17 protein-coding genes are annotated in these 18,047 nt (G+C 72.0%); 11 read left to right on the top strand and 6 right to left on the bottom strand.

What is annotated here, in order from left to right; genetic code table 11:
- Positions 1 to 32 precede the first annotated feature (32 nt).
- Positions 33 to 1,679, top strand: coding sequence for an ABC-F family ATP-binding cassette domain-containing protein (locus tag B1H29_RS05555; RefSeq protein WP_055419154.1), 1,647 nt, complete (start codon positions 33 to 35; stop codon positions 1,677 to 1,679).
- An 83-nt stretch (positions 1,680 to 1,762) separates the two neighbouring features.
- Here B1H29_RS05555 and B1H29_RS05550 read toward each other — a convergent pair whose 3' ends face one another.
- From B1H29_RS05550 to B1H29_RS05545, 3 genes are all read right to left on the bottom strand, one after another.
- Complete coding sequence (locus B1H29_RS05550; RefSeq protein ID WP_055419153.1) at positions 1,763 to 4,132, bottom strand: Tex family protein; 2,370 nt, start codon at positions 4,130 to 4,132, stop codon at positions 1,763 to 1,765.
- 115 nt (positions 4,133 to 4,247) lie between these two features.
- A complete protein-coding gene (locus tag B1H29_RS39830; RefSeq protein ID WP_256976191.1) occupies positions 4,248 to 4,379 on the bottom strand; it encodes an LPFR motif small protein in 132 nt (43 codons plus the stop codon).
- Positions 4,380 to 4,475: 96 nt separating this feature from the next.
- On the bottom strand, positions 4,476 to 5,345 hold the full coding sequence (locus B1H29_RS05545; protein WP_055419152.1) for an SCO6745 family protein: 870 nt from the start codon (positions 5,343 to 5,345) through the stop codon (positions 4,476 to 4,478).
- 159 nt (positions 5,346 to 5,504) lie between these two features.
- Between B1H29_RS05545 and B1H29_RS05540 the strand changes: the two genes are divergently transcribed.
- Together B1H29_RS05540 and B1H29_RS05535 are read left to right on the top strand one after the other, a co-directional pair.
- Positions 5,505 to 6,464, top strand: coding sequence for a GlxA family transcriptional regulator (locus tag B1H29_RS05540; protein WP_055419151.1), 960 nt, complete (start codon positions 5,505 to 5,507; stop codon positions 6,462 to 6,464).
- Positions 6,465 to 6,504: 40 nt separating this feature from the next.
- Positions 6,505 to 7,140, top strand: a complete 636-nt coding sequence (locus B1H29_RS05535) for a DJ-1/PfpI family protein (RefSeq protein WP_055419150.1) — start codon at positions 6,505 to 6,507, stop codon at positions 7,138 to 7,140.
- Here B1H29_RS05535 and B1H29_RS05530 read toward each other — a convergent pair.
- A complete protein-coding gene (locus B1H29_RS05530; RefSeq protein ID WP_055419149.1) occupies positions 7,127 to 7,894 on the bottom strand; it encodes an enoyl-CoA hydratase/isomerase family protein in 768 nt (255 codons plus the stop codon). The genes B1H29_RS05535 and B1H29_RS05530 overlap by 14 nt on opposite strands.
- 204 nt (positions 7,895 to 8,098) lie before the next feature.
- On the opposite strand from B1H29_RS05530, the gene B1H29_RS05525 reads away from it, so the two are divergent.
- Positions 8,099 to 8,551 carry an ATP-binding protein gene (locus B1H29_RS05525; RefSeq protein ID WP_055419148.1) on the top strand — a complete coding sequence of 151 codons (453 nt, stop codon included), beginning with the start codon at positions 8,099 to 8,101 and terminating at the stop codon, positions 8,549 to 8,551.
- Positions 8,552 to 8,579: 28 nt separating this feature from the next.
- Here the strand turns inward: B1H29_RS05525 and idi are convergent, their stop codons facing one another.
- Both idi and B1H29_RS05515 read right to left on the bottom strand, forming a co-directional pair.
- On the bottom strand, positions 8,580 to 9,173 hold the full coding sequence (gene idi / locus B1H29_RS05520) for an isopentenyl-diphosphate Delta-isomerase (RefSeq protein ID WP_055419147.1): 594 nt from the start codon (positions 9,171 to 9,173) through the stop codon (positions 8,580 to 8,582).
- A 299-nt stretch (positions 9,174 to 9,472) separates the two neighbouring features.
- Positions 9,473 to 10,411, bottom strand: coding sequence for a cation diffusion facilitator family transporter (locus B1H29_RS05515; RefSeq protein ID WP_055419146.1), 939 nt, complete (start codon positions 10,409 to 10,411; stop codon positions 9,473 to 9,475).
- Positions 10,412 to 10,878: 467 nt separating this feature from the next.
- On the opposite strand from B1H29_RS05515, the gene B1H29_RS05505 reads away from it, so the two are divergent.
- From B1H29_RS05505 to B1H29_RS05475, 7 genes are all read left to right on the top strand, one after another.
- On the top strand, positions 10,879 to 12,696 hold the full coding sequence (locus B1H29_RS05505; RefSeq protein ID WP_055419145.1) for a DUF5941 domain-containing protein: 1,818 nt from the start codon (positions 10,879 to 10,881) through the stop codon (positions 12,694 to 12,696).
- Positions 12,693 to 13,445, top strand: coding sequence for a sugar phosphate nucleotidyltransferase (locus B1H29_RS05500; protein WP_055419144.1), 753 nt, complete (start codon positions 12,693 to 12,695; stop codon positions 13,443 to 13,445). Before B1H29_RS05505 ends, B1H29_RS05500 begins: the two co-directional genes overlap by 4 nt.
- Entirely contained in the window at positions 13,433 to 14,494 is a 1,062-nt protein-coding gene (locus B1H29_RS05495; protein WP_055419143.1) for an iron-containing alcohol dehydrogenase family protein, read from the top strand. The genes B1H29_RS05500 and B1H29_RS05495 overlap by 13 nt, the downstream gene beginning before the upstream one ends.
- Positions 14,472 to 15,251, top strand: a complete 780-nt coding sequence (locus B1H29_RS05490; protein WP_167392512.1) for a CDP-alcohol phosphatidyltransferase family protein — start codon at positions 14,472 to 14,474, stop codon at positions 15,249 to 15,251. The genes B1H29_RS05495 and B1H29_RS05490 overlap by 23 nt, the downstream gene beginning before the upstream one ends.
- Before the next feature lie 8 nt (positions 15,252 to 15,259).
- Positions 15,260 to 16,132 (top strand): glycosyltransferase family 2 protein, encoded by an 873-nt coding sequence (locus B1H29_RS05485; RefSeq protein WP_055419141.1) that lies wholly within the window; start codon positions 15,260 to 15,262, stop codon positions 16,130 to 16,132.
- Positions 16,133 to 16,228: 96 nt separating this feature from the next.
- Entirely contained in the window at positions 16,229 to 17,158 is a 930-nt protein-coding gene (locus B1H29_RS05480; RefSeq protein ID WP_055419140.1) for an ABC transporter permease, read from the top strand.
- Positions 17,151 to 17,939, top strand: coding sequence for an ABC transporter ATP-binding protein (locus B1H29_RS05475; protein WP_055419139.1), 789 nt, complete (start codon positions 17,151 to 17,153; stop codon positions 17,937 to 17,939). The genes B1H29_RS05480 and B1H29_RS05475 overlap by 8 nt, the downstream gene beginning before the upstream one ends.
- The last annotated feature ends 108 nt before the right edge of the window (positions 17,940 to 18,047 follow it).

The raw sequence follows: 18,047 nt of genomic DNA, 5'->3' as shown, positions 1-18,047 counted from the left end.
GGCGCCGGAGCGCGGCTAGGATCGACGGTCTGATGACTGCCACCCTCGTCGCCAAGAACCTCGCCGCCGGCCACGGAGACCGCTCCCTGTTCACCGGGCTCGACCTCGTCGTCGCGCCCGGCGACGTGATCGGACTCGTCGGAGCCAACGGCGCGGGCAAGTCCACTCTCCTGCGGATGCTCGCCGGGCTGACCACCCCGGAACAGGGCGAGCTGCGCCTGTCCCCGCCCACCGCGACCGTCGGCCACCTCCCGCAGGAGCCGGAGCGCCGTCCGGGCGAGACCGTCCGGGCGTTCCTGGCCCGCCGCACCGGCGTCACCGAGGCCCAGCGCATCATGGACGAGGCCACCCAGGCCCTGGTGGACGGCGCTCCCGGCGCCGACGACGCCTACGCGACCAGCCTGGAGCGCTGGCTCGCCCTGGGCGGTGCCGACCTCGACGACCGCGCGGCGGAGACCGCCGACACGCTGGGCCTGACCGTCGACCTGGAGCAGCCGATGACGTCCCTGTCGGGCGGCCAGGCCGCCCGCGCCGGACTCGCCTCCCTCCTCCTGTCCCGCTACGACGTCTTCCTGCTCGACGAGCCGACCAACGACCTCGACCTGGACGGCCTGGAACGTCTCGAACGCTTCGTGACCGGTCTGCGCGCCGGCACCGTCGTCGTCAGCCACGACCGCGAGTTCCTCACCCGCACCGTCACCAAGGTCCTCGAACTCGACCTGGCCCAGCAACAGGTCAACCTCTACGGCGGCGGCTACGAGGCCTATCTGGAGGAGCGCGAGGTCGCCCGCCGGCACGCCCGCGGCGAGTACGAGGAGTACGCCGACAAGCGGGCCTCCCTCCACGACCGGGCGCAGACGCAGCGCACCTGGATGGACAAGGGCGTCAAGAACGCCCGGCGCAAGGCGGGAAACGACAACGACAAGATCGGCCGCAAGTTCCGCAGCGAGGCCAGCGAGAAGCAGGCCGCCAAGGCCCGCCAGACCCAGCGCATGATCGAACGCCTGGAGGTCGTCGAGGAACCCCGCAAGGAGTGGGACCTGCGCATGGAGATCGCCTCGGCGCCGCGCTCGGGCGCCGTGGTCGCCACCCTGCGCGACGCCGAGGTCCGGCGCGGCGACTTCGTCCTCGGCCCCGTCACGCTCCAGATCGACTGGGCGGACCGGGTGGCGGTGACGGGAGCGAACGGCGCGGGCAAGTCCACGCTGCTCGCCGCCCTCCTGGGCCGCGTCCCGCTCGACGCCGGACAGGCGGCGCTCGGCTCCGGCGTCCTGCTCGGCGAGGTCGACCAGGCCCGCAAGCTGTTCTACGGCCCCGAGTCCCTGCTGGACGCCTTCCGCTCGGCCACCGCAGACACGGAACCGGCCGAGATCCGCACCCTCCTGGCCAAGTTCGCCCTCAAGGCGGACCACGTCGTGCGACCGGCGTCGACCCTCTCCCCGGGCGAACGCACGAGGGCCGCCCTCGCCCTCCTCCAGGGCAGAGGCGTCAACCTCCTGATCCTGGACGAGCCGACCAACCACCTCGACCTGCCGGCGATCGAACAACTGGAGTCGGCCCTGGACACGTACCAGGGCACACTCCTGCTGATCACCCACGACAGGCGCATGCTGGACGCGGTACGGGTGACCCGCCGCCTGGAGGTGGCGGACGGCAAAGTGACGGAGGCGTCGGCCTAGCCGCATGCCGCCGGGGCGGCATGCGGGCGCTGGGGCCCTGCGGGGGGAGGCACCCGACACACGCCGGTCCCCCCCCGCAGCGCCTAGGCCAACCCGGCCCGACGCAACGCGTCGGCCATCGCCCCGTCGGACGCGGGAGAGGCAGCCGACGAGCGCCCCCTCCCACCGCCCCCGGAGCCCTGCCGCTGCTGCCGCTGCCTGGGGGGCTTCCCCCCGCGCTCCCGCTTCTGCTCCGTCTGCGCACCCTGCGGGGCGGCCTCGTCGTCCAACCGCAGCGTCAACGAGATCCGCTTCCGCGGGATGTCGACGTCCATCACCTTCACCTTCACGATGTCCCCGGGCTTCACCACATCCCGCGGATCCTTCACGAAGGTCTTCGACATGGCCGACACATGGACCAGCCCGTCCTGATGCACACCGACGTCCACGAACGCCCCGAAGGCCGCGACATTGGTCACGACGCCCTCCAGCACCATCCCGGACGACAGGTCGGAGATCTTCTCCACGCCCTCCGCGAAGGTGGCCGTCTTGAAGGCGGGCCGCGGGTCGCGCCCGGGCTTCTCCAGCTCCCTGAGGATGTCCGTGACCGTCGGCAAACCGAACGTCTCGTCCACGAACTCCGTCGGCTTGAGCGACCGCAGCACGGACGTGTTGCCGATCAGGCCGGCCACCTCCTGCCTGGTGGTCTTCACCATCCGGCGCACCACCGGGTACGCCTCGGGGTGCACGCTGGACGCGTCCAGCGGGTCGCTGCCGCCCCGGATCCGCAGGAAGCCCGCGCACTGCTCGTAGGCCTTGGGGCCGAGCCGCGACACCTTCTTCAGCTCGGTCCGGGACGTGAACGGACCGTTCGCGTCCCGGTGCGCCACGATGTTCTCGGCGAGTGTGGAGGTCACCCCGGACACGCGGGCGAGCAGCGGCGCCGACGCCGTGTTGACGTCCACGCCCACGCCGTTCACACAGTCCTCGACCACCGCGTCCAGCGAGCGGGACAGTTTCACCTCGGACAGGTCGTGCTGGTACTGGCCGACGCCGATCGACTTCGGGTCGATCTTCACCAGTTCGGCGAGCGGGTCCTGCAGCCGCCGGGCGATCGACACCGCGCCGCGCAGCGAGACGTCCATGTCCGGCAGCTCCTGGGAGGCGAAGGCGGAGGCCGAGTACACGGAGGCGCCGGCCTCGGACACCATCACCTTCGTGAGCTTCAACTCCGGGTGCTTGGTGATCAGTTCCCCGGCGAGCTTGTCGGTCTCGCGGGACGCCGTGCCGTTGCCGATGGCGATCAGTTCGACCGCGTGCCGCTCGGCCAGCCGCGCCAGCTTGGCGATCGCCTCGTCCCACCGGTTGGCGGGGACGTGCGGGTGGATCACGTCCGTGGCCACGACCTTGCCGGTCGCGTCGACCACGGCGACCTTCACGCCCGTGCGGAAGCCCGGGTCCAGGCCGAGCGTCGCGCGGGTGCCCGCCGGGGCGGCCAGCAGCAGGTCGCGGAGGTTGGCGGCGAAGACGTTCACCGCCTCGTCCTCGGCGGCCGTGCGCAGCCGCAGGCGCAGGTCGATGCCGAGGTGCACCAGGATGCGGGTGCGCCAGGCCCAGCGGACCGTGTCCGTCAGCCACTTGTCGCCGGGCCGGCCGCGGTCCGCGATCCCGAACCGGCTCGCGACGATCCCCTCGTACGAGGACGGGCCGTCGGTGGCCTCCTCGGGCTCCAGGGCGAGGTCGAGCACGTCCTCCTTCTCACCGCGCAGCATCGCGAGGATCCGGTGCGAGGGCAGCTCGGTGAAGGGCTCGGCGAAGTCGAAGTAGTCCGCGAACTTGGCGCCGGCCTCCTCCTTGCCCTCCTTGACCTTGGCGGTGAGCCGCCCGCGCACCCACATCCGCTCGCGCAGCTCGCCGATGAGGTCGGCGTCCTCCGAGAACTTCTCCGTGAGGATCGACCGCGCTCCGTCCAGGGCGGCCTGGGCGTCCGCCACGCCCTTGCCGGCGTCGACGAACGCGGAGGCCGCGGCGAGCGGGTCCACCGACGGGTCGCCGAGCAGACCCTCGGCCAGCGGCTCCAGACCCGCCTCGCGCGCGATCTGCGCCTTCGTGCGCCGCTTGGGCTTGTACGGCAGGTAGACGTCCTCCAGGCGTGCCTTGGTCTCCGCCGTGCGGATGCGCGCCTCGAGCTCCTCGGTGAGCTTGCCCTGCTCGCGCACCGAGTCGAGGATCGCCGTACGCCGCTCCTCCAGCTCCCGCAGATAACGCAGCCGCTCCTCGAGCGTGCGCAGTTGCGCGTCGTCGAGCATCTCGGTCGCTTCCTTGCGGTAGCGGGCGATGAAGGGCACGGTCGAGCCGCCGTCGAGCAGCTCCACCGCGGCCTTCACCTGCCGCTCCCGTACGCCGAGCTCCTCGGCGATCCTGCTCTCGATGGACCTCACGTCGATGGACGCGTTGGACCCGGGTGTCGTCACGATCCCGTACCGCCTTCTCACAGAGGTTGCGCGGCAATTGTGGCAGGTGGTGCCGACAATCGGGGATCAGGGCGCCCTCCGGGCCGGTCGGGAACGCGCCGCACCGGACGGGGTGTCAGACCCGACGGCCACGGGTGGAGGACGAGGCCCCGCCGAAAAGCCGGGCCAGGGCCCGGAAGGGAAGCGTCACCACGGTGGCGACGGCCCCACCGATCTGGCGCAGTACGTCTGCGATGGCACGGAACACGAGAAGCCCCTTTCCTCTCCCGGCCCCTCCGGCCGGGAGTCCTACGGGTACCTCTCGATCGGCCGGACATGCCCGCCGACGGGGCGAAACCTGTTTTCAGCGCTTGCCGAGCAGGTCCGCCGGGAAGGCGCCGGCGCCCAGCGCCGTCCGCGTGAAGGCCGTCGCGAGCTCCGTCAGACGCGCCACGCCCTCGGCCCCGAGGTGTGCGTAGGGGGCCGCGTCCAGCCGGTCGGTCTCCCGTTCGATCTCGTCGCGCAGTGCCACGCCCCGCTCGGTCAGCTCGCCGGCGTCGTCGACCAGGCCGCGGCCGCGCAGCCTGTCCGTCGCCGCGTCCCACTCCTCCCGGCTCCAGCCACGGGTGGTGAGGATCCACTTGGGTGCCATGCCCTTGCCGGTCGCGGTGTGCGTCACCAGCGCCTCCAGGCCGTCGAGGTCCGCGGCCACCAGCGCGGCGAGGTGGCCGTCGCCCCGGTGCTCGCGCAGCAGGGTCGCCGCGTGCCAGAACGCCAGGTGCGGAGCCTTGGGCACGGGCAGGTCCGCGTGGGCGGAGTACAGCGGGCGGGCGCTGCGGGAACAGCCCTCGGCGGCACGCAGCGCCAGTCCGGCCGCCTCCGTCATCTCCGCGGACGTCAGGGCCTGAGCGCCGAGCAGACGGCGCAGCGTCGCGTCGACGGCACGCTCGCGTGCCGCCAGGACCTGCTCCGGAGTGGCGGTCTCCCACACCGCGGGCACGTGCCGGGCGACCAGGTCGTGCTTGTAGTTGTAGAACGTCGCCGTCACGGCGCCGGCGCCGACCGGCCCCAGCGCGGCGGCGCGCACCGCGAAGTTGACGGCCCGGGGGTCGGTGACCCCGAGCTCGCCCAGTTCCCGGCCCAGGTCGGGCGAGAAGTAGTGCGTCGAGTGCAGCGAGTTGAGCGCGTTGTGGCAGCGGCGGCCGGCGCGGGCGTCGATGGCGGCAGTGGTCATGCCAGGCAGGTTACCAACCGCTCAGTACGTCCTCCAGGGTGTCCGTGATCCCGTTCGGACGTCTTCTTCCAGGGGCACCTGCCGCGCGGCGGGCCGATGGCAGGAAAGGTGGGGAACTCGTCATTGCGGCCGTCGGCGGCCGGGCGAAGAATCGACGGCATGGCGCAGCGAACCGTCCTCGTCGTCCTCTTCGACCACGTCCAGAGCCTCGACGTCACCGGCCCCGTGGAGGTCTTCGCGGGTGCCGAGACGCACACACCGGGGACGTACCGCATCCGCACCGCCTCGCTGGACGGCGCCCCCGTGCGCACGTCCAGCGGTCTCACCGTCGTACCGGACCGGGCCCTCACCGCCGTGCCGGACCCGGACACCCTGATCGTCCCCGGCGGACCGGGCACCCGGAACCCGGACCCGCGCCTGACCGAGTGGCTGCGTGCACACGGACCGCGCGCCCGGCGCCTGGTCTCCGTCTGCACCGGGGCGATCCTGCTGGCCGGGGCGGGACTCCTGGACGGCCGCCGCGCCACCACCCACTGGGCCCACTCCGGCAGGCTCGCCCGCCATCACCCGGCCGTGGACGTCGACCCCGACCCGATCTACATCCGCGACGGCCACGTCGCCACGTCCGCCGGTGTCACCTCCGGCATCGATCTCGCCCTCGCCCTGGTGGAGGAGGACCTGGACCGGGACGCCGCCCTGAGCATCGCCCGCCACCTGGTGGTGTTCCTGCGCCGGCCCGGCAACCAGGCCCAGTTCAGCGCCCAGCTCGCCGCCCAGACCGCACGGCGCGAGCCCCTGCGGGAGCTTCAGCGGTGGATCACCGAGCATCCCGGCGCCGATCTCGGCGTCGAGTCCCTCGCCGCCCGCGCCCGCCTCTCGCCGCGCCACTTCGCCCGTGCCTTCCGGGCGGAGACCGGCACGACACCCGGCCGGTACGTCGACCGGGTCCGCCTGGAACACGCCCGCCGACTCCTCGAGGACACCGGCGACGGCGTCGAGGAGGTCTCCCGCGCCAGTGGCTACGGCACGCCGGAGGCCATGCGCCGCGCCTTCGTCAAGGCACTCGGAACCTCACCGGCCGAGTACCGCCGCCGCTTCCGGCCCGCGCCCGTCCACTGAGGACGTGCGTTGCCCGCCGAGCGACCCCGAAAGGACACCCGTGCAGATCGCCGTCGTTCTCTTCGACCGCTTCACCGCCCTCGACGCGGTGGGCCCGTACGAGATCCTGAGCCGCGTCCCGGACGCGGAGACCGTCTTCGTCGCCGAACGGACCGGCCCCGTCCGCAACGAGACGGGGAGCCTGTCGCTGACCGCCGACCGGACCCTGGCGGACGTGCCGAGCCCGGACGTCGTCGTCGTGCCGGGCGGCCCCGGCCAGCACGCGCAGATGGACAACGAGACGTTGCTGGACTGGCTGCGCGCCGCCGACGCCGTCAGCACCTGGACCACCTCGGTCTGCTCCGGCTCCCTGCTGCTCGCCGCCGCCGGACTGCTGACCGGCCGCCGCGCCACCTCGCACTGGCTGGCTCTGGACCTCCTGACGCGGTTCGGCGCCGAGCCGACCGGGGAGCGAGTTGTCACCGACGGCAAGTACGTCACCGCGGCCGGCGTCTCCTCCGGCCTGGACATGGGCCTCACCCTGGTCGGCCGGATCGCCGGCGACGAGCACGCCCAGGCGGTCCAGCTCCTGCTGGAGTACGACCCGCAACCGCCCTACGACGCCGGTTCCCCGCAGAAGGCGCCCGCGCATCTCGTCGAGGAGTTCCACGACGGGAACCGGTTCATCCTGACGTAGGCGTGCTCCTCGGCGCGCTCCACCCGAAACGCGGCTCCCTGCGTTCCAGGAAGGCGGCGACCCCCTCCGCGGTGTCGCCGCTGCCGCGCGCCCGCGCGCTCCAGTACGCGTCCCGGTCCGTGCGCCCGTTCGCGAACTCCTTCGCCGCGGCCTGCGTCAGCCGCGAGCGGGACGCCAGCACCCGGGTGAACTCCGTGACCCGCCTGCCGAGTTCGCCCGTCGGCAGCACCTCGTCGACCAGGCCGGTGCGCAGCGCCCGTTCGGCGTCGATCAACTCCCCGCTGAACAGCAGGTACTTCGCGGTGGCCGGTCCGGTCAGCGCCACCAGCCGCCGGGTCGAGGACGCCGGGTACACGACCCCCAGCTTGGCCGGGGTCACCCCGAACAGCGCCGACTCCTCGGTGAACCGCAGGTCGCAGGCCGCCGCCAACTGCACCCCGCCGCCCACGCAGTGACCGCGGATCGCCGCCAGCGTCGGCTTGGGGAAGGCCGCGAGGGCCTCCTCGGCGCGTACGGCGAGTCCCTGCACCTCCTCCGCCGACTCCCGCAGGGTCGAGATGTCCGCCCCGGCGCAGAACGTCGCGCCCTCGCCGGTGAGCACCAGCGCCCGTACCGCCGGATCGCCCGCCAGCGCGTCGAGCAGCCCGGGCAGCGCCCGCCACATCGGGGCCGTCATGGCGTTGCGCTTGGCCGGGTGGTGGACGACGACGGTGGCGACCGAGTCGGCGACCCGGTGCAGCAACTGCGGCTCCATGCGCCGGATGTTATCCGCCGACCCGTTGGGTTCATGCGGGCGGTGCGAGCGGGACAGGAACGGTCCCACAACTGACCGTGTCATACGCCAACGATCAGAACCGCTCGATACCTGCTGAACTGTGTTCAGTTCTCCGGAGCGGAGCGACGCGTTACCAACACTCAGGGTGTGGTGACAATCGAGCCCGAGGGTGGCGACCGGACGATGGACGAGACCGGGCCCGCGCAGCCGCTGCCGTACGAAGGCGTCTGGCGGTTCACCGCCCCCGCCGTGGACGCGTCGGTCCCGCAGGCGCGGCACGCCGTGCGGGACCTGCTGGTGCGCCAGGGCGTGCCGGTGTCCGACGACGTGACCGAGGGCCTGCTCCTGATCGTCTCGGAGCTGGTCACGAACGCGGTCCGGCACGCGGCGGTGCTGTCGCCGGTGCTCGCCGTGGAGGTCGCCGTCGGACCCGAGTGGGTGCGGGTGTCCGTGGAGGACAGCCACCCCTACCGCCCGACCGCCCTGGAGGCCGACCACGGTCAGACGGGCGGGCGCGGACTGCTCCTGGTGCGGGAGATCACCCGGGAGGCGGGCGGGGCGTGCGACATCGCCCACACGGCGAGCGGCGGCAAAGTGGTCTGGGCCGCCCTGCCGCTCAAGCACGCCATGCGGTAGGGGCGGACCCGTCGGCCGGCGGGCGGGCTCACCAGCCGGCGGAGGGGCCCGTCAGCTCGCGGACGGCGGGCCGGGCGGCGTCCAGCACCGTCATGAACCACGCCGAGAACGTGTCCTTGCCGTGCCGCTCGGTCAGTTCGGCCGGGGACACGAAGGCCGTCTCGGCCACTTCCTCGGGGTCGGGCCGCGGCGCCGCCTGCACCAGGCCCACGAACAGGTGGTTGTACTCCTGCTCGACCAGCCCGGAGGCCGGGTCCGGGTGGTTGTAGCGCACCGTGCCCGCCTCGGCGAGCAGCGACGGGGAGACGCCCAGCTCCTCGTACGTCCGCCGGGCCGCCGCCGCGAAGGGCGCCTCACCGGGGTAGGGGTGGCCGCAGCACGTGTTCGACCACACGCCGGGGGAGTGGTACTTGCCCAGCGCCCGCTGCTGGAGCAGCAGCCGCCCCCGCTCGTCGAAGAGGAACACGGAGAAGGCGCGGTGCAGCCGCCCCGGCGGCTGGTGCGCGGAGAGCTTCTCCGCGGTGCCGATCGTCACGCCGTCCTCGTCGACCAGTTCCAGCAAGATCGCGTCTGCGGTGCCGTTCGACGAACTGTGCGTCGCGGTGGCAGGAGTGATCGGCATACCCATCCTTCACATCGGTCCTCGCGCCCCAAGTGTGCCGTACGAATCCGGCACTCTCGGCACTTCCCGGCGCTCCCGCATGTCCCGCGCGGCGGCGCGGGCGGCGGTCGTCACCGGTCGGACGCCGAGGACGGGGCCCAGTCGATCATCGTGCCCGGCGTCGCGGACCGGGAACCGTCCACGGCGTGACCGGGAGAGGTGCCGCGGGGGACGGGAGCGCCCGAGCGCGGGCGGCCGCACTCGGCGGCGCGTTCCCGTGCGCACGCGCCCTCACCGTGGTGCGTCGGCGCCCCCGTGCCTCAGTGGCACAACCTCGCCTCGTGCTCCGCGTGGCCGCTGGGCTCCAACTGGAAGGTGCAGTGCTCCACGTCGAAGTGGTCGCCGAGGCAGCCCTGCAACTCGTGCAGCATCTTCTCGTGGCCGATCGCGCTCAGTGCCTCGCCGCTCACCACCACGTGCGCCGACAGCACCGGCAGGCCCGAGGTGATCGTCCAGGCGTGCAGGTCGTGGACGTCCTCGACCCCGTCCAGCGCCAGTATGTGGGCGCGCACCTCGGCGATGTCCACGCCCTTGGGCGCGGCCTCCAGGAGCACGTCCAGGGTCTCGCGCAGCAGCCGCCAGGTACGCGGCACGATCATCAGGCCGATGACCAGCGACGCGATCGGGTCGGCCGGCTGCCAGCCCGTGCCCAGGATCACGAGGGCCGACACGATCACCGCCAGGGAGCCCAGCGCGTCCGCCGCCACCTCCAGGAAGGCGCCCCGCACGTTCAGGCTCTCCTTCTGGCCGCGCATCAGCAGGGTCAGCGACACCATGTTCGCCACCAGGCCGATCGCACCGAAGACCACGGTCAGCCCGCCCGCGGTGTCGGCCGGCGTGACGAAGCGCTCGATCGCCTCGTACAGGACGTAGCCGCCGACCCCGAGCAGCAGCAGGCAGTTGGCCAGGGCCGCGAGGATCTCGGCGCGGGCGAAGCCGAACGTGCGCCGGTCGCTCGGCGGCAGGTTCGCGAAGTGGACGGCCAGCAGCGCCATGCCGAGACCCAGGGCGTCCGTCGCCATGTGCGCCGCGTCGGCGATCAGGGCGAGCGAGTCGGCGAGCACACCGCCGACGATCTCGACGACCATGACGGTGAGCGTGATCGCCAGCGCCGCGCGCAGTCTGCCGCGGTAGGCGGCCGTCGCCGTCCCGTCGGCGTGCGCCCCGTGCGCATGCCCGTGATCGTGCCCAGCCCCCATGAGAAGCAGCCTCCGTGTGTGTCCGGCGTCCGGCGTCCGGAGCACAGTGAACTACGGGCAGGGGGTATCCGGCAACGCGGCACTGAACACCGTTGTCATGTGCTCTGACCTGCGTAAACGTTACGCAGGTCAGAGCGTCGCGACACTTCGGAAGGTTAGTCCGGGTGGAGCCGGCGAACAGTCGCGCCGGGGCGGCCCTGACCCTGAGCGAACGCGTGTCGACACTGTGCGATGTCCGCGATGTCCGGTCTGGGGGCGCGGTTTGTGGGGCGGGCCCCGAATCCACGATGATGATCGCGGCAAAGGCGGGTGCACGCGGCGTCGACCGACCGTGAAACGGGCGGTGAACACGGCGTTCCGGGCATCCGATAGCCTCTGCCGACACGCCGCCCGGGTGCCGCAGGTACGGGCGTCCCACCATGCACAGGCCCGGCGCCCAGGCGTCGGCACCCAGGGAGTGAGTTCGGTTGTCGACCGCCATCCTCACCGGTCAGCCGGTCCCCGGTTCGTCGATCGAGAGCGAGCTGCGGTCCCTGGGCTTCGACGTGCGCGTCGCCTCCGGTGCCGCCGACACCGAGACGCTGCTGGCCCTGGTGCCGGGCGGTGAGCGGGTCGCCGTGGTCGACGCCCGTTTCGTCGGCCACCCGCACGCCCTGCGCCTCGGCCTCACCGACCCCCGCTTCCCGCTCGCCGCGATCCCCGGCGCCGTGACCGCCCAGCCGGCCGCCCGTCAGGCCCTGACCCGCGCGATGGCCCGGGAGAACTCCGCGGGCGGCGGCACCGCGCCGGCCGTGGACAGCCTCGCCGACCGGATCACCGCCGCCCTCGACGCCGACGGCGCCGACGTGCACCGCCCCGAACTCGGCAGCCTCGTCGCCGTCGTCCCCGCAGACCCGCAGGCCCGCAACGAGGCACGGCAGGCCGTCGCCGGCGTCGACGACGAGGCCGTACGCCTGAAGTCGGCGGTCAAGGCCCGCGACGGCTTCGTCACCACCCACTTCATCAGCCCCTACTCCCGCTACATCGCCCGCTGGTGCGCACGCCGCGGCCTGACCCCCAACCAGGTCACCACCGCCTCGCTCATCACCGCGCTCATAGCGGCGGGCTGCGCGGCCACCGGGACCCGCGGCGGCTTCGTCGCCGCCGGCGTCCTGCTCATCGCCTCCTTCGTCCTCGACTGCACCGACGGACAGCTCGCCCGGTACTCCCTGCAGTACTCCACGCTCGGCGCCTGGCTGGACGCCACCTTCGACCGCGCCAAGGAGTACGCCTACTACGCGGGCCTCGCCCTGGGGGCCGCCCGCGGCGGCGACGACGTATGGGCCCTGGCCCTGGGCGCGATGGTCCTCCAGACCTGCCGGCACGTCGTCGACTTCTCCTTCACCGAGGCCAATCACGACGCCGCCGCCAACACCAGCCCCACCGCCGCCCTTTCCGACAGGCTCGACAGCGTCGGCTGGACGGTCTGGGTACGCCGCATGATCGTCCTGCCCATCGGCGAACGCTGGGCCATGATCGCCGTCCTGACCGCGCTCACCACGCCCCGGATCACCTTCTACGCGCTGCTCATCGGCTGCGCGTTCGCCGCCACGTACACCACGGCGGGCCGAGTCCTGCGCTCCCTCACCCGCAAGGCCACCCGGACCGACCGGGCGGCGAGGGCGCTGGCCGACCTGGCGGACTCCGGCCCCCTCGCCGAGGCCGCCGCCAAGGGGCTGGGACGGACCGCCCGACGGCTGCCCGGCTTCACCGCCCCCGCCGTAGCCCTCATCGGCGGCCTCGCCCTCGTCGCGACGGCCGCGCTCACCGACTTCGGCGGCCCCTGGCCGGCCGTCGCCGCGCTCTCCTACGTCCTGACGTCCGGCCTCGCCGTCGCCCGCCCCCTCAAGGGCGCCCTCGACTGGCTGGTCCCGCCGTTCCTGCGCGCCGCCGAGTACGGCACCGTCCTGGTACTGGCGGCGAAAGCCGACGTGAACGGGGCCCTTCCGGCGGCTTTCGGGCTGGTTGCCGCGGTCGCCTACCATCACTACGACACGGTCTACCGCATCCGCGGCGACGCGGGAGCGCCGCCGCAGTGGCTGGTGCGGACGGTCGGGGGGCACGAGGGCCGCACGTTGGTGATCACCGTGCTGGCCGTGCTGCTCACCGCCACACAGTTCAAGGTCGCGCTCACGGTCCTCGCCGTGGCCGTGGCTCTCGTGGTGCTCGTCGAGAGCATCCGCTTCTGGGTCGCCGCCCACAAGGTCGGCGCACCCGCCGTACACGACGAAGGAGAACCCGCATGATCGGCCTCGTGCTGGCGGCCGGCGCCGGACGCCGTCTGCGCCCCTACACCGACACCCTGCCCAAGGCACTGGTCCCGGTCGGCCCCGAGGGCGCGGAGGACGGCATCACGGTGCTGGACCTGACGCTGGCGAACTTCGCCGAGGTCGGCCTGACCGAGGTCGGGATCATCGTCGGCTACCGCAAGGAAGCCGTGTACGACCGCAAGGAGGCGCTGGAGCAGAAGTACGGCGTCAAGCTCACCCTCATCGACAACGACAAGGCCGAGGAGTGGAACAACGCCTACTCCCTGTGGTGCGGCCGTGACGCCCTCAAGGACGGCGTGATCCTCGCCAACGGCGACACCGTGCACCCGGTCTCCGTCGAGAAGACCCTGCTCGCCGCCCGCGGCGACGGCAAGAAGATCATCCTCGCCCTCGACACGGTGAAGAACCTCGCCGAGGAGGAGATGAAGGTCGTCGTCGACCCCGACAAGGGCGTCCAGCGCATCACCAAGCTGATGGACCCGGCCGAGGCGACCGGCGAGTACATCGGTGTCACCCTCATCGAGGGCGAGGCCGCCGTGGAGCTGGCCGACGCCCTGAAGACCACCTTCGAGCGCGACCCGCAGCTCTACTACGAGGACGGCTACCAGGAGCTGGTCAACCGCGGCTTCAAGGTCGACGTGGCGCCGATCGGCGACGTCAAGTGGGTCGAGATCGACAACCACGACGACCTCGCCAAGGGCCGGGAGATCGCGTGCCAGTACTGACGAGGCTCATCCCGTCGCCGGTCGTCGTGGACATCCGTGCCGGTGCCCTCGACGACCTGGGGTGTGTGCTCGCCGACGAGCGCATCTCCCACTCGGGCAAGCTCGCCGTCGCCGTCAGCGGCGGCTCGGGCGCCGTGCTGCGCGAGCGCGTCGCCCCGTCCCTGCCCGGCGCCGACTGGTTCGAGGTCGGCGGCGGCACCCTGGACGACGCGATCAAGCTGGCCGGCGCCATGAAGGGCGGCCACTACGACGCTGTCGTCGGCCTCGGCGGCGGCAAGATCATCGACTGTGCCAAGTTCGCGGCGGCGCGCATCGGCCTCCCGCTGGTCGCCGTGCCGACGAACCTCGCGCACGACGGACTGTGCTCGCCGGTCGCCACCCTCGACAACGACGCGGGCCGCGGCTCCTACGGCGTCCCGAACCCGATCGCCGTCGTCATCGACCTGGACGTCATCCGCGCGGCACCGGCCCGCTTCGTGCGCGCCGGCATCGGCGACGCCGTCTCCAACGTCTCCGCGATCGCGGACTGGGAGCTGGCCAACCGGGTCAAGGGCGAGCGGATCGACGGCCTGGCCGCCGCGATGGCCCGCCAGGCCGGCGAGGCCGTGCTCCGGCACCCGGGCGGTATCGGAGACAACGAGTTCCTCCAGGTGCTCGCCGAGGCGCTGGTGCTCAGCGGTATCGCCATGTCGGTCTCCGGCGACTCCCGGCCGTCCTCGGGCGCCTGCCACGAGATCAACCACGCCTTCGACCTGCTCTTCCCCGAGCGCGCGGCCGCCCACGGCGAGCAGTGCGGTCTGGGCGCGGCCTTCGCGATGTATCTGCGCGGAGCCCACGAGGAGTCCGCCCACATGGCCGGGGTGCTGCGCCGGCACGGGCTGCCGGTGCTGCCGGAGGAGATCGGGTTCACCCCCGAGGAGTTCTTCCAGGCCGTGGAGTACGCCCCGCAGACGCGGCCCGGCCGCTACACGATCCTCGAGCACCTCGACCTCAAAACCGACCAGATCAAGGACCTGTACGCCGACTATGTCAAGGCCATCGGTAGCTGAACTACGTCCGGTCGTCCACCCCGCGGGGGTGAAGGACCGGCGCAGCGGTGAGCACTGGGCGGGACGCCTCTACATGCGCGAGGTCTCGCTGCGGATCGACCGCTACCTGGTGAACACCAGGATCACGCCCAACCAGCTCACGTACCTGATGACCGTCTGCGGCGTGCTCGCGGCCCCGGCCCTGCTGGTGCCGGGCATCACGGGCGCCGTGCTCGGCGTCGTGGCGGTCCAGCTCTACCTGCTGCTGGACTGCGTCGACGGCGAGGTCGCGCGCTGGAAGAAGCAGTACTCGCTCGGCGGCGTCTACCTGGACCGGGTCGGCGCCTACCTGACCGACGCCGCCGTCCTGGTCGGCCTCGGCCTGCGGGCCGCCGACATCTGGGGCACCGGGCGGATCGACTGGCTGTGGGCCTTCCTCGGTACCCTGGCCGCCCTCGGCGCCATCCTGATCAAGGCCGAGACCGACCTGGTCGGCGTCGCCCGGCACCAGACCGGGAAGGAGCCGGTCAAGGAGTCCGCGTCCGAGCCGCGCTCCTCCGGCATGGCGCTGGCCCGCCGGGCCGCCGGGGCGCTCAAGTTCCACCGGCTGATCCTCGGCATCGAGGCGTCCCTGCTGATCCTCGTCCTCGCGATCGTCGACGCGAGCCGCGGCGACCTGTTCTTCACCCGCCTCGGCACCGCCGTGCTCGCCGGCATCGCGCTGCTGCAGACCCTCCTGCACCTGGTGTCCATCCTCGCCTCCAGCAGGCTGAAGTGAGCGGGGCCATGAGGGTCGGCGCCGTCGTCATCACGATGGGCAACCGCCCCGAGGAACTGCGCGCGCTGCTCGACTCGGTCGCGAAGCAGGACGGCGACCCGGTCGAGGTGGTCGTGGTCGGCAACGGCTCGCCCGTCCCGGAGGTGCCGGACAGCGTGCGCACCGTCGAACTGCCCGAGAACCTGGGCATCCCCGGCGGCCGCAACGTCGGCATCGAGGCCTTCGGCCCGGGCGGCCGGGACGTCGACATCCTGCTCTTCCTCGACGACGACGGCCTGCTCGCCCGCACCGACACCGCCGAGCTGTGCCGGCAGGCGTTCGCGGCCGACGACGAGCTCGGCATCATCAGCTTCCGCATCGCCGACCCGGACACCGGCGAGACCCAGCGCCGGCACGTCCCGCGGCTGCGTGCCTCGGACCCGATGCGCTCCTCGCGGGTGACCACCTTCCTCGGCGGCGCCAACGCCGTCCGCACCCGCGTCCTCACGCAGGTCGGCGGTCTGCCGGACGCCTTCTTCTACGCCCACGAGGAGACCGACCTGGCCTGGCGGGCCCTGGACGCGGGCTGGATGATCGACTACCGGTCCGACATGGTGCTGAACCACCCCACGACCGCGCCCTCGCGGCACGCGGTCTACCACCGCATGGTCGCCCGCAACCGCGTCTGGCTCGCCCGCCGCAACCTCCCCGCGCTCCTCGTTCCCGTCTACCTCGGGGTGTGGATGCTGCTCACCCTGCTGCGCCGCCCCTCGCGACCGGCCCTGAAGGCGTGGTTCGGCGGCTTCCGCGAGGGCTGGGCCACCCCGTGCGGCCCTCGCCGGCCCATGCGGTGGCGTACGGTGTGGCGGCTGACCCGGCTGGGCCGGCCTCCCGTGATCTGACAAGCTCGTATCCGAGAGCGTCCCGGCCCGACCCGGGCCAACAGGTCCATGCCAGGCCCGCGCGGCCGAGCATTCCGAAGACGAAAGTTTCCACCAGTGAGTGAGACAACGCACGACGGCACGGTCGCCATGACCAAGCCCGTGTCGCCCGACGAGGGCCTCACACCGGCCCGGCTGGCCGCCAAGTACGGGCTGTCGGTGAGCGGTGCCCGGCCGTCCCTCGGCGAGTACGTCCGTCAACTCTGGGGGCGGCGGCACTTCATCCTCGCCTTCTCCCAGGCGAAGCTGACCGCCCAGTACAGCCAGGCCAAACTCGGCCAGTTGTGGCAGGTGGCCACCCCGCTGCTGAACGCCCTCGTCTACTTCATGATCTTCGGCCTGATCCTCAACGCCGGCCGGGGCATGCCGAAGGACGTGTACATCCCGTTCCTGGTGACGGGTGTGTTCGTCTTCACCTTCACCCAGTCCTCGGCGATGGCGGGCGTACGCGCGATCTCCGGCAACCTCGGTCTGGTGCGGGCGCTGCACTTCCCGCGTGCCTCGCTCCCGATCTCGTTCGCGCTCCAGCAGCTCCAGCAACTGCTGGCCTCGATGGTCGTGATGTTCGCGGTGGTGATCGGCTTCGGCAGCTATCCCTCGCTGTCCTGGCTGCTGGCCCTCCCGGCGCTCGTCCTGCAGTTCCTCTTCAACATGGGGCTGGCGCTGATCGTGGCCCGGATGGGCGCCAAGACACCGGACCTGGCCCAGCTCATGCCGTTCATCATGCGCACCTGGATGTACGCGTCCGGCGTCATGTTCTCCATCCCGATCATGCTCGAGGACAAGCCGGCCTGGCTGGCCGACGTGCTCCAGTGGAACCCGGCCGCCGTCTACATGGACCTGATCCGCTTCGCGCTGATCGACGGCTACGGCTCCGAGAACCTGCCGCCGCACGTGTGGGCGGCGGCGCTCGGCTGGGCCGTGCTCCTCGCCGTGGGCGGCTTCGTGTACTTCTGGAAGGCGGAGGAGAGGTACGGCCGTGGCTGAGCAGCAGCAGGGCGAGCGGGTGCCGACGGTCATCGCGGACGAACTGCACATCGTCTACCGCGTCAACGGCGCCAGGACCGGCAAGGGCAGCGCGACCGCCGCCCTGAGCCGCATGATCAGGAGAGGATCCGACGACGCGGCCCGGGGTGTGCGCAAGGTGCACGCCGTGCGGGGCGTCTCCTTCACCGCCTACCGGGGCGAGGCCATCGGCCTGATCGGTTCCAACGGTTCCGGCAAGTCGACCCTGCTGCGGGCCATCGCCGGCCTGCTGCCCGCCGAGCGCGGCAAGGTCTACACCGACGGCCAGCCCTCCCTCCTCGGGGTGAACGCGGCCCTGATGAACGACCTGACCGGCGAGCGGAACGTCATCCTCGGCGGCCTGGCCATGGGCATGACCCGGGAGCAGATCAAGGAGCGCTACCAGGACATCGTCGACTTCTCCGGCATCAACGAGAAGGGCGACTTCATCACACTGCCGATGCGCACCTACTCCTCCGGCATGGCCGCCCGGCTGCGCTTCTCCATCGCCGCCGCCAAGGACCACGACGTCCTGATGATCGACGAGGCGCTGGCCACCGGTGACCGCAAGTTCCAGACGCGCTCCGAGGAGCGCATCAGGGAGCTCAAGAAGGAGGCCGGCACGGTCTTCCTGGTCAGTCACAACAACAAGTCCATCCGCGACACCTGCAACCGCGTGCTGTGGCTGGAACGCGGCGAACTGCGCATGGACGGACCGACCGAAGAGGTTCTCAAGGAGTACGAGAAGTTCACGGGCAAGTAGCCCGACACGCCGGGCCGCGCAGGAACTGTTCCCGCGCGGCCCGACGTCTGCAAAGGAAACGTCAACTCCTGGCGTTCGCAGGAATCTTGAAGTCAATCGGTGTGTTCT

Source organism: Streptomyces pactum, assembly GCF_002005225.1.
Lineage (GTDB): Bacteria > Actinomycetota > Actinomycetes > Streptomycetales > Streptomycetaceae > Streptomyces > Streptomyces pactum_A.
This window is presented reverse-complemented; position numbering and strand designations above follow the sequence as displayed.